The organism is Bacillus sp. SD088, from assembly GCF_017355205.1.
GTDB lineage: Bacteria > Bacillota > Bacilli > Bacillales > Bacillaceae_C > Lederbergia.
The window spans coordinates 123323-141148 of the sequence record NZ_JADIJK010000012.1 but is presented as its reverse complement, the minus strand read 5'-3'; the positions used below and the strand labels follow the sequence as shown (position 1 = coordinate 141148).

Genomic DNA, 17826 nt, shown 5'->3' with positions numbered 1-17826 from the left:
CCATCGGCTCGAGATCAAATAACCTGAGACAAAGAAAGGCAAAGAACGCCTTTCTTTGTCTCAGGTTATTTGATCTCGAGCCGATAGGCGGGCGCCTTGCGCTTTTCTTGAACTCTAAGAAAATCGCCAAAAACGACTACACGCCTGCGGGGATAGTATCAGCGGCAAGGGAGCCTTTTTGACGATTTTCGACTTCTGGGACGTCCCCTTCTTTATGTATATTAATTTCAAATTTCCTCAAAATAACCAATATAACCTTCCAAGACTTTAGAACAAGAACGGATCAGGAGGAAAGAAAATCATGGCACTAACAATCACGCAAAAACTAATTCAATCGCATTTGGTTTCAGGTGAAATGACGACCGGAAGCGAGATTGGGCTGAAAATTGATCAAACATTAACCCAAGATGCCACGGGAACAATGGTAATGTTGGAATTAGAGGCAATGGGCATTGAACGAGCAAAGACAGAAGCCTCTGCCCAATATGTCGATCACAATTTAATTCAGGTAGATAGCAAAAATGCAGATGATCATTTATTTTTACAAAGTGCCACAAAACGCTTTGGAATTTATTATAGTAGACCTGGCAATGGTGTAAGCCATCCCGTCCATATGCAAAGACTAGCTAAACCCGGAAAAACACTTTTGGGATCTGATAGCCATACGTGTGCAAATGGCTGTATGGGCATGCTAGCAATGGGAGCTGGAGGAATGGATGTGGCTTTAGCCATCGCTGGAGAACCCTTTTATGTCAAAATGCCACAAGTGTGGGGTATAAAACTAACCGGGAAACTTCCTGATTGGGTCAGCGCCAAGGATGTGATCCTTGAATTACTTCGTCGTTACGATGTAAAAGGCGGAGTGGGAAAAGTCATGGAATATTACGGTCCTGGCGTTCAAACGTTATCTGCTATGGATCGTCATGTAATTGCAAATATGGGAGCAGAATTGGGAGCAACGGGGACGGTCTTCCCTTCTGACTCTGAAATAAGACGTTTCTTGCAGGAACAAGGAAGGGAAACAGACTGGATAGAATTACAAGCAGATGAAGGAGCAACATATGATTTACAAGAAGAAATCAATTTGTCAGAGCTTGAACCGTTAATCGCAAAACCGTCAAGCCCTGGAAACGTGGTATCTGTTACAGATGTGGCTGGAACACCTATCTATCAATCCTATATTGGCTCTTCCGCAAACCCGGGTTACCGTGATTTCGCGATAGCTGCTGAAATCGTAAAAGATAAGCCAGTAGCCAAAGGCATTTCATTTGATATTAATCCAACCTCAAGACAAATGCTGACAGACCTAGTAAAAGAAAGTCATATCGCTAGTCTATTACAGTCAGGTGCAAGATTACATCAGGCAGGATGTAATGGTTGTATCGGGATGGGACAAGCACCTGCAACAGGAAGGAATAGCCTGCGGACAACACCGCGAAATTTCCCAGGCCGCTCCGGAACGCGAGAGGATAGTGTTTTTTTATGTGGTCCTGAGACAGCTGCTGCCTCTGCCTTAACAGGGGTCATTACTGACCCACGAACATTGGACTTCCCTTTTCCTAAAGTGAAAGAACCTAAAAATCCTACCATTGATGTCTCGCTGTTGGATCCCCCCTTGCCACCCGATGAGGCCAAACAAGTGGAATTACACAAAGGCCCCAATATCGCATCGATCCCTGCTATGGATACACTTCCAGACCAAATGGAACTTCCTGTTCTTTTAAAAATGGGGGATAATATTTCAACAGATGAAATTCTTGCCGGTGGAGCCAGAGTACTACCTTATCGAAGCAATCTGCCAGAGATCAGTAAATTCACTTTTGAAATTATTGATCAAAGTTATTACACACGTGCAAAAGAATTAGTAGACCAAAGCGGGCATGCAGTTATAGGTGGGTTTAATTATGGACAAGGTTCTAGTCGTGAACACGCAGCTCTAGCCCCTCGCTATCTAGGCATGCGCGTCGCTTTAGTTAAAGACTTTGCCCGTATCCATTGGCAAAACTTAGTAAACTTTGGCATATTGCCGATAACTTTTTCACAACCCAATGACTATGATTTGCTCCAACAGGGAGATATCCTTGAGTTGAATGGATTACATGAAAAACTGCAAAATGGCAATGAGTTTACAATCGGAATTAAGGACAGACAAGAAAAAATCCTTGTGCAACACTCCCTTTCTCCTCGGCAAATGGAAGTCATGCTCCATGGAGGGATTATTAACTGGATCAAGAAAAAGCAGAACCAAACACTCACTTGATAGAGGAGGGTACCTTAATGACAGATCGAGAATTAACCTGTAAAGCCTGTGAAGGTACAGGCATGTTAGCAGATGATGAAGGCTGGCAGTATAATTGCAGTGTTTGTCGCGGCAAAGGGGTCTTGCCCGCTAATGAAGCGCGCCAATCAGCTGAAATCATTACCGTCGATGATAACAATCGATTATTGGACTAAGAAGAGAAATCTATCGAGATAAACGGCGAAAAAGGTTGGGATGTATGTATTTTCACCAAAGAAAAAAACGAACTATTATGGTGTATATACTCGCTCCGGAAATATACTTCGCTTTCTGCGGGCGAGTGGCAAGCCTCAGGCCAACACGCTCTTGGTCACAAAGGGCGTTGCGACGTACAGGATGTAATAGTGCAGACGATGCGACAGGACGGAGCAAATTTAACCTTTCTTCCTTAACGCTTTTCTTAAGTCGCAACTGGAAGTTTGATATGCACACAAGTCCCTTTTCCTTCTTCACTTGTAAAGTGAATCGTGCCATGATGGTCTTCAATAAGTTTATAACAGATCATTAATCCTAAGCCGGTTCCTTTTTCTTTATCTGTATAAAAAGGTTCCTTTAATTTTTCTAACCGCTCTTGAGAAACACCTTTTCCTGAATCTAAAATATCCATCCGAATAAATCCATCGGAATAATATGTTTTAATCCGAATATTGCCCCCATCTGGCATTGCCTCGATCGCATTTTTAATAATATTTATAAGAACTTGTTTAATTTGCTTTGCTTCACAGGAAACCGCAGGTATAGGAGCTAAATTCCTTTTTAAAACAACATCATGAATCGTGGCCTCCGGCTTCATAAAGGAAATAACCTCTTGAATGATGTGGTTTAAATTTTCTTTTTTAAAACTTATGTTTGTTTGCGGCTTCGCCAACAACAAAATTTCACTCATGATAAATTCAATTCGTTCTAGTTCAGACAAAATAATATCACTGTACTCACCTTTTGTCTTTTCCGATAACAATTGCACAAATCCTTTAATTGTCGTGAGCGGATTTTTAATTTCATGGGCAATCCCAGCCGCCATTTGACCAATCGCGCCTAATTGATCCAGTTGTTTAATTTGATTGTTCTTTTCTTTTAACTCTGTAATATCCCGTAATATACTAATATGCCTTTTAACAGTACCATCCATTTCTAGTATCGGTGTAATCTCAAATAAAAACCAGCTAATTTTACTTGTTGTACGATCCATTATTCTAAGTTCCATCGTTCTGTGACCGCGATTAGTACATGTGAAAAAATGGGATAATTGTTCCAATTTATCAATTTCAAATCGCTCATGCAGTAACGTAGGGTGATGGCATAAGGTAATAAGATCCGCCCCAAATTTTCTTTCAAAAGCAGGACTCGTATAAATGACCTTATTCTTTTCTAAATCAAATAGAATGATTAATTCATCAATATGTTTTGTAATATCAAGAAGCATCGTTTCTTCTGTTTCCAATGTTTCATTTTGCAATTCAACTAATGTTTTATATTCGTCAATTTCCGTTTGATCCTTAATAATCACCAAAATTCCCTTCACTTCTTCATCAGAAGAATATACAGGGGAAATCGTTAATTTTGCCGGAAACATTTGATCCCCATTTTTCCTTTTACGCAAAAGCTGTTGATAGATAATTTTTTCCCCTTTTAACACACATTGAATGATTTTATAGAACTCTTGTTGCAAATTTTTAAATGGAAATATAAGCGGTTTCCCTAATAATTCTTGTTGTGTACACTCAAACATTTTTTCAAACGCTGGGTTAAGCAATTGGACACGACCATTAAAATCAAGAATGACAGAAGCTTCTTCATAATGATCAAAAAAGGTATGACGCCATGAAATAGCAGAACGTCTATCCAAAAATTCTAAGCTTTCCTCAGAAAAATTTACGGATTGTTTCAAATGTCCAGATTTTTGTAAAATTAAGTACTCCAAACTCCCATCCCCACTTTCGACACTCCCATTGAAAGCCGTTTCATTTTAATATGTATAGTTTATCAAATTTGAACAAGAAACGTAATATTTTCTTAATCTAAATTTAAATGTTATGGATTTTTTCTATACGTTTGCTGATTTAACCAGTGATATACCAATTGATAAACCTCTAATTGATTCGTCTCATTTAAAAGTTCGTGTCTACATTGCTTAAAGAAAATGGTCTTAATATTATTCAACCCATTTTTCTCCCATTGTTTGACTGCCCGATGCACACCTTTTAAAGCTTTGCCACCAACGGGATCTTTTTCCCCGCTGATGATAAGGATGGGAAATTCGGCAGGGACTTTACGAACTTGCTGATCATCGTGAATTATTTCTAAACCGGTAAATAAATCATAAAAAAAGCCGCTCGAACAAATAAACCCACAAAGCGGATCCTCTATATATTCCTTTACCTTACGAGCATCACGAGTTAGCCAATCAAATTCAGTTTTTGGTTGAGGAATTCTCTTATTATAAGAGCCAAAAGTGAGGCAATTTAGAAATGGACTTGGTGATTCCCCTCCTTTTTTATGTATTTCTCGTTTTGCTATTCTTTTACCGATCTTCCCAGCGATCCCAGGATCACCTGCTGTACCAGAAATTATGGCCCCTTTAACAGCCTGAGGGTATTTTTGCATAAACCGTCTAGCTAGAAAAGACCCCATACTATGACCAAACATATAGATTGGCAGCTCCGGGATGTCTTGGCTAATTTCCCGATTGATGACATGTAGGTCCTCTACTGCCCTTTCAAAACCATCCTGAGCGGCAAAATACCCTAAATGCCCCATTCTTTTTCCTGTACACCCGTGACCGCGGTGGTCACTTCCATACACAAAGATTCCTTTATTAACCAGGTAGTGCGCAAAATGGTTGTACCGCTCAATATGTTCTGCCATACCATGAGAAATTTGGAGAACAGCTTTCGGAGTTATAGTGGGGGACGTCCACTTCTTCATAAAAACTTCCACACCATCATCCATTCTCACCCATTTTGTGGAAGTTTCCATTCTTCTCACCTCCCAATTTGGCTCGCTCATTTGTCATTTCCAATTCTATAAATGTGTGTTCAAACAGGAGGATAAAAGGACTAAGTCGGCAACTATGCTGACGTGAATCGCAAACGGCCGATACTAGTACATCCTGTACGTCGAAAATTCGAGGCGGACTTTCGGTACTTAGTTGAAGATCCTTTATCTCGCAGTGTCATTTTAACAAGGCCTGCAGGAAACAGATCACAAATTTGTGGCGATTGTTGTCGCGAATTTAGGCCAACAGGACGTTGATCAGAACGGCGCGAACTTAGCTGTTCATCCACTTGATCCTTTTGAACATCCTCATAATGCGGTTAAAATCATTTGTTGTTCTTTGAAATAAGCCCATTCACTAAAGCCAATTTCTTTCAACCGACGGCGAACAGCTTCCATATCATCTCCGACTCTTTCTGGATCATGAGCATCAGATCCAAATGTCACTTTCACTCCGTAATATAGAGCTTTTTCAAGAAGTTCGTCAGAAGGATACCACCCACCACAATCTTTCGTTTTTCCCGAAGTATTGATTTCAATCGCTATAGGGTGTTCACCAATAACTTTTAACGCACGATCAGTTTCCTCTGTCTCGATTTGTGAAAACGCCGGATAAAAACCCTTCATAGCGTCAATATGACCTAGAATTTGAAACAATCCACTTTTTGCAGATTGTGCGATTAAATCATAATAACGATCCTTGGTCTGTTTAATCTCCTCTTTTGTTAACCCATCCCAGCGATCCCGTTTAAAAATATTGATGCCATCAACATAATGAACAGAGCCAATAATGTAATCAAACGGATATTGTGCATATTGTTCTCGATATAATTCAATATGTTCGGGAAAAAAATCAGATTCAATACCTAATAATACGTCAATTTCCTCTTTATATTCTTCTTTTAATGCTAAAACCTCTTCCACATAGCTAGCAAAACCACTTTTGGCCATCGCAATCCCAGGATGTGCCTGATCATTCTCACTTGCAAAATAAGGAGAGTGATCCGATATACCGATCATATTTAATCCACTTGCCTTTGCCGCCTCAATATAATCTCTGATTTTACCTCTTGCATGCCCACACCGATCATGGTGAGTATGAAAGTCAAACTTTAAATTAGAACTCATAACATCCATCCTTTTATTTTTGGCTATCACTATATAAATACGCCAAAAAAGCATGAAAACCTGCTCATTGCAAAAAGTTTCGACAGGTCTTTTTTGAATATCCTCTAAAAAACCTTACATAGGATTTCCAGAAATGACTTCTATTCCCTCCTCCCGGTATTCTTGAATATCATTTTTTTTCGTTTCCTCATCCGTAATAATCGTATGAATATCCTTCAGTTGGGCAATTTTTGAAAAGGCTTGGACATTGAACTTGCTGTAATCGGCTAGGACATATACCTTTTCCGCTACTTCGATCATTTTCTTTTTCACTTGAGCTTGCCATTCATTCGTATCACTAATACCACGCTTCTTATGAATTCCTTTACATGAGATAAAAGCCTTATCTACCCGGTAAGACTCAATCGCCTCCATCGCTAAAGGACCTACAAAAGAAAGGGATTTAGACAGGAGTCGCCCTCCCGTTCCGATGACCGTGATTTTCTCTCTTCTGCCTAATTCCATCGCTACTTTTATCGAGTTCGTCAATACGGTTAACGGCATATCTGGTAATCTTTTCGCCATATACCAGGCTGTTGTGCTTGCATCCAAAATAATTCGATCATTTTCTTTCACATATTGAATCGCAATATCTGCAACCAAATTTTTTTCCTCAGTGTTTTGAATCTCACGTTCAAAATAGGGAATTTCCACGCCCTTATCCTTCTTCATACTCACGGCGCCTCCATGGCTTCGCCGTAGTTCCCCTTCTTTTTCAAGCTTTTCTAAATCTCTTCTAATCGTTTCCTCTGTTACTTTGAATATTTGACTTAATTCAGAAACACGAATACTTCCATTTCTATTAACAGTTTCTACGATTTTTTCATGTCTTTCTGCTACAAGCATGTACTCACCTCGAAATAATACAATCCGTCTTATTCTACTAAATAAATCGAGAACGATAAAGCGAAACTGCCATCAGCGGGATTCCCCTTCATCCACCAATGGTGGTAAGCGAGACTTATCGGGGTGTTAGCGTCCAATTATCCCCCCCTCCGTGGGCGAGTGGCAAGCCTCCTCAGGCTTTGCCTTCCGGGGCCTTGCCGAACTCTCACTTCCCACAGGAGTCTACGTATATTTCCTCCGCTAAGGTAATGCACCAGTCGTTCTTGGAGCTTAATGTTTAATTATGTCTCAGCCCCGCACTGATATTGTTTCACTTTATTAAAAGATACTGAATAGCATAAGAATTACCGTTTCAGCAACACTTGTGCTTCATATTCATCTACTTCACTTAGCCATTCTTCTTTGATTGGCACATTCATTTGATCACAATAATAATCCCAGATGGCACCAAATGGATATGTTTTTAGTTCTTCCAATAGCGCTAGTCTTTTCGTATAATCCCCTTTTTCCTGTAATTCACGTAAATGTTCATTCGGTGTCAACAGAGCATAAAGAAGGGCCTTCAGCATGTTCCGTGTACCGATTGTCCAGGCAGCTACTCGATTAATACTCGCATCAAAGAAATCAAGCCCAATCATTACCTGATCTAGTGCATCATTACGAACAATTTCCAAGGCAATTTCTTTTAATTCATCATCAAACGTAACTACATGATCACTATCCCAACGCACCGGACGGGACACATGTAAAGCTAAACGATCGCTATACAAGAGCAAGGCAGAAATTTTATTGGAAACCATCTCAGTAGGATGATAATGTCCTGTATCTAGTAGACAAAGTTTATTATTTTTCAAGGCATAACTTAAATAAAATTCATGAGAGCCAACAACATAGGCTTCTGAGCCGATTCCAAATAATTTACTTTCTACTGCATCCAGATGATAGGCTTCGTCAATTTCTTCAGCAAAAATTTCATCCAATGCTTCCTTTAAACGCTTCCTTGGTGTAAGTCGATCGCTAGGTGTGTCCTTATAACCATCTGGTATCCAAATATTCGTTAAACAAGGAGTTCCTAATTCTCTCCCAAAGTACTCGCCAATTTTCCGGCAAGCTTTACAATGATCAATCCAAAATTGGCGTATCTCAGCATTTGGATGAGATAATGTTAAGCCATCCTCTGCTTTTTCATGGGAAAATAAAGTTGGGTTAAAATCGAGACCAAGATTATGTTTTTTCGCCCATCGTACCCACTTTTCGAAATGCTTAGGCTTAAGCTGATCACGTTCCACCACTTCCCCATCTGTCTCAGCATAAATCGCATGAAGGTTCACCCGATGCTTTCCTGGAATAAACGAGAGTGCCTTCTCTAAATCTGCTCGGAGTTCTTCTGGAGTTCTCGCTTTACCAGGATAATTTCCAGTCACCTCTATTCCACCAGATAAATCACTCTTATTTACTTCAAACCCACCTATATCATCTCCTTGCCAACAATGAACTGAAATGGAGACATCCTTTAGTTTTTCCATCGCCTTATCAACATCAATTCCTAGACGCTCATATTCCTTTTTAGCAAATGCAAATGTTTCATTAACACTCATAACTTTCAACCTCCTCATTTGATTTAGGGCTATATTTATCTATGACGAAAGAACCTTTAATAAATGCTCGCGCTTGTTCAATATCCTCTATTCCACCTAAAGCAATATACTGGGCAACAAGATTCCCAATCGTCGTTGCTTCAACAGGTCCCACATGCACTTCCTTTTTGGTCCCATCCGCTACAAGCTGATTTAGATAGGCATTTTGAGCCCCACCGCCAATAATATTAATTTTCCGATACGTCTTTCCAAATAACTCTTCCAGCTCCAAGACAACCTGTTTATAGCGTTTCGCTAAACTAATCAAGATGCATTTGGCAATTTCACCTGGCGTTTCTGGGATTGTTTGTTTTGTTTCCAGACAATAGGCTTGTATTTCCTCAATCATATGATCAGGTTTTAAAAAACGGTCATCTTCCACATCGACGATAGCGGATATTTTGGCTAATTTGGCCAAATCTGCTAATTCTGCAAAGGTATACTGGTCTGCAAAATTCCTTTTCACTTCCTGCAACATCCACAATCCCATAATGTTTTTTAATACACGGAAGCGGTCATCGATTCCCCCTTCATTTGTAAAATTATATGACAGCGCTTTCGAATCGCAGATTGGAAAGCGATTTTCAACACCCATTAAGGACCAAGTTCCAGAGCTTAAATAGATCGTCGGTTCTGTTTCAGGAACAGCGATAACGGCTGAACCTGTGTCATGAGTTGCTGGTAAGATCACATCCATATCAAAACCAAATTCCTCAACAAGCTCTTTTCTCAAACCACCTAAGTTCGTTTTCGGTTTTTGTATTTCCTGAAACATGTCCATAGGAAAACCTAACTTTTTAATAATGTCTTGATCCCACTCTTTTGTAGTTGCATTGACTAATTGGGTCGTCGTGGCATTGGTATATTCATTCGTTTTTTTTCCTGTTAACAAAAAATGAAGATAGTCTGGAATCAATAGAAAGGTCTTTGCCTTTTGTAAAACTTCAGGATGGCTCTTCTTCAAGCTATATAATTGATAAATCGTATTAAATGTCAAAAATTGAATACCCGTCTTTGCATATAGCTTTTCTTTTGAAATGATTTTGTCTACTTCTTCCATAATTCCATTCGTTCGTGGGTCTCGATAAGCAATCGCTTCTGTTAATAATTGATCGTGTTCATCTAAGAGCACAAAGTCAACAGCCCATGTGTCAATCCCAATACTGACAGGTTGTGTTGCCAGATCTCGGCATTTTTTTATGCCGATTTTTATTTCCTCAAATAGGCGGTTTAGTTCCCAGCAAAAATGCCCGGATTTTTCGACCATACCATTATCAAAACGATGAATCTCTTCCAAGGTTATTTGGCTATTCCGCAAACTCCCCAACATTACTCTACCACCAGAAGCCCCTATATCAACGGATAAACAATCGATCATCCTCAGCTCCTTTATATTTTTTTAAATCTTTGCGTTCAGCTCGTTCATGTTGGATCTACCTCTGGTATGTTTTATATAGGATAAGCGTTTTCATTAAATTCATAGAGGCGAATCTCCCATCCGCGCCTCATTCTCTATTATTACATTCCTCATCTCATATTCTCATTATCTCGTAAAAGCAGCTGGAACTCCACCATCTACTGTAAGCATACAACCTGTTGTCTTTTCCGCCTTTGAAGAAGCAAAAAAGGCGACAGCTTCTGCAATATCTGCAGGGAATATATTCACAGCAAGCGTTGTTCGCTTTCTGTAATGTTCTTCTAATTGATCTGGTGCTATTCCGTAGGACGATGCCCTCTCCTCACGCCATTTTGAATCCCAAATGGCTGATCCTTGAAGAACAGCATCTGGAAGTACAGTATTCACCCGAATGCCAAATTCTCCTCCTTCTGTAGCAATACATCTTGCAAGATGGGCTTCAAGTGCTTTAGCAGAACTATAGGCAGTAACATTTTTCCCTGCATAGACGGAGTTCTTAGAACCGATGAAGACCATGCTTCCCCCCATATCTTGGACCTTCATTTGTTTAAACGCTTCTCTAGCAACAAGGAAATAGCCTGTTGCTAATACATCCATATTTAAATTCCATTCCTTCAAACTGGTTTCATCCAATGGGCTTGAGGTTGCCAATCCCGCATTATTGACGATTATGTCGACTCCTCCATATTGAAGAGCAACTTGTTCAAAGGCTGCCTGTACTTGTTCTTCACTTGTCACATCCATCTTAATAGCGATGGCTCTTCCTTCCCCATACTGTTCACTTAGCTCTTTTGCCAGTGCTTCCGCTCCTTCTACATTCAGGTCCGCAATCACCACATGAGCTCCTTCTTCCATAAAACGTCGACATACAGCACCGCCAATCCCGCCAGCTCCTCCAGTCACAAAAGCTACTTTTCTAGAAAACTCAGCTTCTGGTGGTGCTAAGGATAGCTTATATAATTCTAGTGGCCAATACTCAATATTATACGACTCATTCTCATTTAGAGAAACAAACTCTCCAAGTGCTGTGCTCCCTTTCATCACCGCAATCGCTCGTTGGTAAAGCTCTCCACTTACCTTTGCCATTGCTAAACTTTTACCTGTATTGACCATGCCAATTCCCGGAATGAGAATAACGCGTGGCACTGGTTCAAACATTTGGTCGCCTTCATTTTGGTTTCGATTAAAATAAGCTCTATACTCTTCTTCAAAACTCTGTATTCCAGCTTTTATTTTTATTTCTAACGTCTCTAGGTCTTCAGAAGCAGGGTCCCATTCAATAAACAATGGGGTTCTTTTCGTATGCACTAAATGATCTGGACAAGCCGCCCCGACTTGAGAGAGATCAGGAGCTTCATAGCTGTTAACAAATTCCATTACTTCGTCAGAGCCGTTATGAGTCACAAGCATTTTTTTATCTTGGCTTACAGCGCCGCGAATAGCAGGTAATACTTTTGCGAGCGCAGCTTTTTTCTTTTCTTCAGAAAGCGTTTGATATTTTGCACCACCAAATGATTGCACCTTCCTTTGAGATTGAATATATGCTTCCGCCTCTTGAATCACCCTGATCGTTTTATCATAGCTTTCTTCCGCTGTTTTCCCCCACACAACAAGACCATGTTTCTCCATCAGCACAAGCTCAGCTTGCGGATTATTTTGAACTCCTTCTGCAATCATTTTCGATAAAGTAAAGCCTGGCCGTATATACGGGACCCATACAAATCGATCACCAAAGATTTCTTCTGCTTTTTCTCGTCCATTATCAGCACAACAAATACTAATGATCGCATCAGGATGTGTATGATCGACATGTTGAAATGGCAAAAAGGCATGCAGCAAGGTTTCGATAGAAGCACGGGGATGCTTGGAATCAATCATACAACGGGATAAGTATTCAACCATTTCTTCATCCGACATTTCCTCTCTTTCCATTAATGGACGAATATCCTCCAAACGCAAACCAGTGAAATTTTCCTTTCTCATAGTAGCAAGATCAGAGCCACTCCCCTTCACCCAAAGGACATCTATCTCTCGACCTGCAAAATCTTTTTCGATGGTTTTCATGGAGGTGTTTCCGCCCCCCCAATTGCAGACAGAGCGATCCTTCCCTAACAAATTTGAACGATAGACTAATTTTTCCACATCACTATTGAGTGAATTAGCCTTTATTTCATTCCAAAGACTCTCAACCATTTAATCCCTCCTAAAATATCCATTTTTCAAATTACTTTATATACTTCTGTTACTATTATAATTATTTTTGTTTTGTTTGTATATACCTTTATTTGTTTTTGTTTAATGAAATAAAACCAACAAAATAAGACATTCGATAATAGCCAAGGAAAAGAAAATTAGGTATTTTGTAGAGAAATGGGGTTTTTTAATATGATTATGGGGAACTTTGATCTAATTATGAGTTTTCTACTATACAAATGAGGGACCCTTGCTTGGTTATGGGCATCTTTAAGATCAAAATGGGGTTGTTTGGACATGTCGGATAAATTAGACGTTTGAACGAAAAAGCACACTGGAATTGTGGTTCTGTCCAGTGCGCTTTTTGCTTCTTTACTTTACTTACCTTCTTGATATTTCTGTAAAAATTCCTTTGCCTTTTCACTGTCTGCTTTTAATTCATTGCCTGTGTCAACAAGCGGACTAACAGTGGAGACTGCTTTAACTTTATTTCCTTGGTAGAAATCAATGATTTCATCCTGATTAATAGAATACAAAACGGCTTTTCTTAAATCTTCGCTTTTTGCAACTTCACGGTTTTCGGTGTTAAAAAGTAGGTATGTCGCAGCATTACTTTCAATTGTTTGCAGACGTAAATTACCATCATTCTCGACCACATCATACTTTGTTTCAGGTACTCCATAATACACATAAATTTCTCCGTTACGTAAAGCAGACAATGTACTATCGGAATCTTTGATAAAGCGTACATCAACCTCATTAATATGTGGCTCGTTGTCTGTACCTTTCATATAGCCCGGATTCTTATAAAATACAGCTTGATAATCATCCTTATACGAAAGAATGTATGGACCACTTGCATATAAGTGATTGTCGTAATTGTCACCTTTCGTGACAGTACTTTGATCCCCGTATGCGACATCTTTATTAGGATCATAAGATCCAACATCATACGTATTAATGCTTTCCACTTGTTCCTTCGAAACAATTCCCGCTGATTGGTGTGCTAAATAATTTAGCACTTGTGGAAATGGCTCCGTTGTAGTAACTTTTACAACTTGGTATTTTCCATTTTGATTATTTACTTCTGTTTTATCTGCGACAAGCTCGGAAATTTTGCTATCTAGGCCATCTTCTAGAGCCTCTCGAATCGTTGCATCACTATTTGCCTGTTTTGTATCTTCTAGTTCTGAAAGATCTGTCACAATCTCTACATCTTTAATATGCTCATGCAAACTATAGGTTCTGTGATCTGGAACTGAATTTTTATCCTTAGCACGATCCAAGGAGAAGACGACATCTTCTGCTCCAACACGTACACCTGTATCTTCCGGGTTTTTGTCCGTAATTTCAGCAAAATTAATATCATCACGGAGAATGAAATAGTATTCGGAATTACCATCGGCAATACTGTTATTATAAGACAATGAACCATCTGAAGTAACTTGGTCATCATCCGTTAGATTAACAATTCTAACGTACATATTGGTATTTAACATATTAATGGAACCGTCGTTTCCTTTAATAGGATCAAGGGACGTTAATGTTGACTCTACTTGCGATAGAATTAATGGATCACTATCTCGTTTAGAACTGTCGTTAAAATCAATATCTTCCCATGCAAGAGAGCGTGATTTCGAAAGGCGAACCGTATCAGGATTCAAAATATCTTTGTTCACAGCTTGCGTTTTATATGAGCGATATAGTGGTGCGATATAAGCTTTATCAAATACTAGGCGATCTTCAAGCTTTTTATACGTTTCCTGATACTCTTCCGGTGTTTCTTCTGCCGCTTGATCAATCAATTGATCGATTTCTTTGTCATCGAGTTTACTGTAGTCTCCACCCGATATAAAAAGAGAACGAACAGCATAATCTGGGTTCCCCGTGACGGTTGTCCAGCTTGATAAAGACACATCATAATTCCCTGCATCTTCTTGTGCCTTGAAACTGCCATAGTCTGGTTGGATATTAAGCTTCACTTTAAAACCATTTTTAACAAGTTGGTCACGGACAATATTCATATCATCTTCCCCACTACTCGTTCCAAGAATTTCAATTTCAACATCTGATTGATCTCCGCTTGATTTAGCGCCTGACTTTTTTTCGTTTTCTGATTTTGTATTGACACATCCTGCTGCTACAAGTATAAAAGTAAGCAATACTATGAGAAAGCTCCTTTTCATTTTCTTTTCCTCCTTGTAAAATTAATCTAGTTTCGGATCCAAGGCATCTCTTAAGGCATCCCCTAAAAAGTTAAAAGATAATACGAGTAGGATGATCGCGAGTCCAGGGTAAATAGCCAAATATGAATTTGTTTCTAAATACGTACTGCCCAATTTTAAAATATTTCCCCATTCGGGAATATGCGGTTCTACGCCAAGACCAAGGAAACTTAGGCTGCTTGTAGCAATCACAGCGCCGCCAATTGTTAGGGTTGCCTTTACAATCATTGGGGCCAAAGAATTTGGGACAATATGCTTAAAAATAATTGAATAATCACTTGCCCCTAATGCGCGGGCTGAATCGACATATTCAAAGTTTGCCACCATTAAAACATTAGCACGCATTGTTCTTGCATAAGTAGGAATCGACCCAACACTTAGTGCAATGATCAAATTCACTGTATTAGCACCGAAAGCTGCAATAATCGCGATCGCTAGCAATATTCCCGGAACAGCATACAAGATATCTAATAACCTCATAATAATATTATCTGTCCGTGCCCCGTAATATCCCGAAACTGCCCCAAGTACACCACCAATGAGTGCAGGAATAAGAGTCGAAGCCAAACCAACAACAAGGGATATCCTAGCACCAAAAACAATTCTAGAAAATAAATCCCGGCCAAAATTATCTGTTCCTAATGGATATGCCCAACTAGGTGTTTGCAAAATCGATTCATAATTATTTTCAACAGCCATTTCATAATCAAACGTAAAGGGACTGCAAACGGAAATCGTAAAAACAAAAACGATAAAGAAGAAGCCGAGCATTGCAGTATTATTACGAACAATTTTTCCCCACATACTGTTCCATTTCTCAATGCTAGAGATATCATTTCTTAATTTTACAAAGATATTAATCGCTAAGACGAAGGCGAATAAGTTTCCTGTCACACTGGAAATAAGTAATAAAATCGCTATATACTTCATCCATGACGGGGTTTGCTCATTTTGTGATTGTCTCCCAACTAAAAGTAATACAACCAAATCGAAGACAGCGATTCCGATCAAAACTAACATCGCGATTGGGAAGGAATCTGCCACATATGGTTTAAATATATTTAATGCAGATACGGCAATAATGAAAATTTGCGTTAAAAACATATAAGCACCAAAAATATATTCAGTTGTTTTGATTCTTTTTATGAGTTGAAAAGCAAATGCGACAATAAATACATTCCCAGTTACAATCGCCAATAATAAAAGATAGCCCCATTTTCTTGTAGCTGAACGAATTTCTCCTGTTCTTTTAAGATCCGCTTTGATTTTAAGTGTCACGGCCACTTGGATGAGCGTGAACACCGCATAAGCAGCGAATACAGTGAAAACAGTCGACTTTAACGTACCATTGGAAAAGTCAAGACTATTAAATAAGAAAATTAAGGTTAATATAGCTGATAAAATCCAAGTAAAACTGGCTTGTGTATATTCAGATGATAATTTTAATGCATGCTTGATTTGAAAGCCTGCGACATCCGTATTATTTGTTTCCATCCTCTCAACACCTGCTTTAGTACTTTCTCATCTTTGAACGAATTCGTGGATCAAAAAATGCATAAGACACATCAATAATTAAATTCACTAATGAAATCGTAATGGCGACATACACAACGCCACCCATTACACTAGGGATATCGGGGATAAATTGTTTATCAACGATATAACTACCAATCCCACTAATATTAAACACTTTCTCTGTGACAGCCGCTCCCCCTAGCATTCCACCAAAAAGTAAACCAATCACTGTAATTACCGGTATAATCGCATTTCCAATCGCATGTTTCCATAAAACACGATTATAACTTAAACCTTTCGATCGGGCGGTGATAATATAATCTTCATTCACAACTTCAAGCATAGAAGAGCGTGTCATTCTTGCAACAGATGCTGTTAAGGCTGTTCCCAGAACAATCACAGGCATAATCATCGATAATATGTCACCTGGAGTATAGGTGGCCGGCAACCAATGTCCTTTAATGGAAAAATACAAAATAAAGATGAGCCCTTGCCAAAAGTTAGGAATGGAAAGACCGATTAAGGCAATGAACATAAATGAATAATCAAGGAAAGAATTTCGTTTTGTTGCCGAAATAATCCCTACCGGAATGGCAATCACAATAGCCATGATTAACGAAACTATGGTAAGTGAAAAAGTAACTGGAAATTTTTTTGCAATACTGGCCGCAACATCTTCATTCCCCGTAAATGAATTTCCTAAATCAAAAGTGAGAATCCCTTTTACAGCCTCCCACAGCTGAACAAGATACGGCTGATCTAATCCATATAAACGATTAAAATTGGCAAGTTGTTCTTTCGTAGCCGTTTCGCCCAAAATATTTGCGGCAGGATTGAACGGTGATATATATAGAATTGTGAATACAAAGACCGCTACACCAATGATAACGAATAAACTCATGACTAATCTTTCAAAAATATATTTTACATAGGAATTACTGTAAATGAAAATTAAAAGGTACATGAAAATTCCAGGAATACATGTTAATAGAAGAAAAAGCGGATGTTTTAAAAGAGATTGAAAGGTACCCTTAAATGTAACGCTCTTTATACCTTCCTTCTCTAACTGCTTAATTGTTTTCTCCAATAGGATCTTTTGAAATTGCTGGTCAGTCCACTTTTTTGCATGTTGTTCCATTTCTTTTTGATTCAATTTTTTTAAAAAGAATGCCTGCTTTCTTTTATATTCATTTTTAAATTCTTCGAATAATTCCGCTTTGTAACCAGCTACTTCCAATTTATCTTGTGTTTCTTTCACTATCAGTAATGAAGGATCTTGCTTCCGTTTATATAAATAGATAAAAAAAACCAGGATATGCACAAGAAGTCCTAGTAATATAATCCAAAATTTATAAGCTGGTCTAGTCAGCATTTTGCCGTATGTATAACTGACCATACTTAAAAGTGAATGTTGATTTGAATGTTTGTCCGCTCCACTCAAAGAATATGTCCTCCTTCCTTCAGATTGACAATTCCGATAGGTGTAGTATACTTTTCGACAATAGACTTGTAAAGTAATTAGATAAATTTTAT

The 17826-nt window shown here is 38.8% G+C and carries 12 protein-coding genes; 2 read left to right on the top strand and 10 right to left on the bottom strand.

Features of this window, described 5'->3' with window-relative positions; genetic code table 11:
* Nucleotides 1-301: 301 nt before the first annotated feature.
* Both IPU53_RS12385 and IPU53_RS12380 read left to right on the top strand, forming a co-directional pair.
* Complete coding sequence (locus IPU53_RS12385) at nucleotides 302-2260, top strand: aconitate hydratase (RefSeq protein WP_207451111.1); 1959 nt, start codon at nucleotides 302-304, stop codon at nucleotides 2258-2260.
* Between the two features lie 17 nt (nucleotides 2261-2277).
* Nucleotides 2278-2454 (top strand): hypothetical protein, encoded by a 177-nt coding sequence (locus tag IPU53_RS12380; RefSeq protein WP_207451109.1) that lies wholly within the window; start codon nucleotides 2278-2280, stop codon nucleotides 2452-2454.
* Nucleotides 2455-2699: 245 nt separating this feature from the next.
* On the opposite strand, the gene IPU53_RS12375 is transcribed toward IPU53_RS12380, so the two are convergent.
* The 10 genes from IPU53_RS12375 to IPU53_RS12330 all read right to left on the bottom strand — a co-directional run bounded on the left by IPU53_RS12375 (nucleotide 2700) and on the right by IPU53_RS12330 (nucleotide 17689).
* Nucleotides 2700-4220 (bottom strand): ATP-binding protein, encoded by a 1521-nt coding sequence (locus tag IPU53_RS12375; RefSeq protein WP_207451107.1) that lies wholly within the window; start codon nucleotides 4218-4220, stop codon nucleotides 2700-2702.
* Between the two features lie 110 nt (nucleotides 4221-4330).
* Nucleotides 4331-5275: an alpha/beta hydrolase gene (locus IPU53_RS12370; protein WP_207451104.1), complete on the bottom strand. Its 945-nt coding sequence runs from the start codon at nucleotides 5273-5275 to the stop codon at nucleotides 4331-4333.
* Nucleotides 5276-5602: 327 nt separating this feature from the next.
* Nucleotides 5603-6421: a histidinol-phosphatase gene (locus IPU53_RS12365; RefSeq protein WP_207451102.1), complete on the bottom strand. Its 819-nt coding sequence runs from the start codon at nucleotides 6419-6421 to the stop codon at nucleotides 5603-5605.
* 114 nt (nucleotides 6422-6535) lie between these two features.
* Nucleotides 6536-7306 (bottom strand): DeoR/GlpR family DNA-binding transcription regulator, encoded by a 771-nt coding sequence (locus IPU53_RS12360; RefSeq protein ID WP_207451100.1) that lies wholly within the window; start codon nucleotides 7304-7306, stop codon nucleotides 6536-6538.
* A gap of 344 nt (nucleotides 7307-7650) precedes the next feature.
* Nucleotides 7651-8904, bottom strand: a complete 1254-nt coding sequence (gene rhaA / locus IPU53_RS12355) for an L-rhamnose isomerase (RefSeq protein WP_207451098.1) — start codon at nucleotides 8902-8904, stop codon at nucleotides 7651-7653.
* Nucleotides 8894-10321 (bottom strand): rhamnulokinase, encoded by a 1428-nt coding sequence (rhaB, locus tag IPU53_RS12350; protein WP_207451096.1) that lies wholly within the window; start codon nucleotides 10319-10321, stop codon nucleotides 8894-8896. Before rhaB ends, rhaA begins: the two co-directional genes overlap by 11 nt.
* Nucleotides 10322-10486: 165 nt before the next feature.
* Nucleotides 10487-12553, bottom strand: coding sequence for a bifunctional aldolase/short-chain dehydrogenase (locus IPU53_RS12345; RefSeq protein ID WP_207451094.1), 2067 nt, complete (start codon nucleotides 12551-12553; stop codon nucleotides 10487-10489).
* Between the two features lie 377 nt (nucleotides 12554-12930).
* Nucleotides 12931-14739, bottom strand: coding sequence for an ABC transporter substrate-binding protein (locus IPU53_RS12340; protein ID WP_207451092.1), 1809 nt, complete (start codon nucleotides 14737-14739; stop codon nucleotides 12931-12933).
* 21 nt (nucleotides 14740-14760) lie between these two features.
* A complete protein-coding gene (locus IPU53_RS12335; RefSeq protein ID WP_207451090.1) occupies nucleotides 14761-16272 on the bottom strand; it encodes an ABC transporter permease in 1512 nt (503 codons plus the stop codon).
* 16 nt (nucleotides 16273-16288) lie between these two features.
* Nucleotides 16289-17689, bottom strand: a complete 1401-nt coding sequence (locus tag IPU53_RS12330; protein WP_207451160.1) for an ABC transporter permease — start codon at nucleotides 17687-17689, stop codon at nucleotides 16289-16291.
* Nucleotides 17690-17826: the final 137 nt, after the last annotated feature.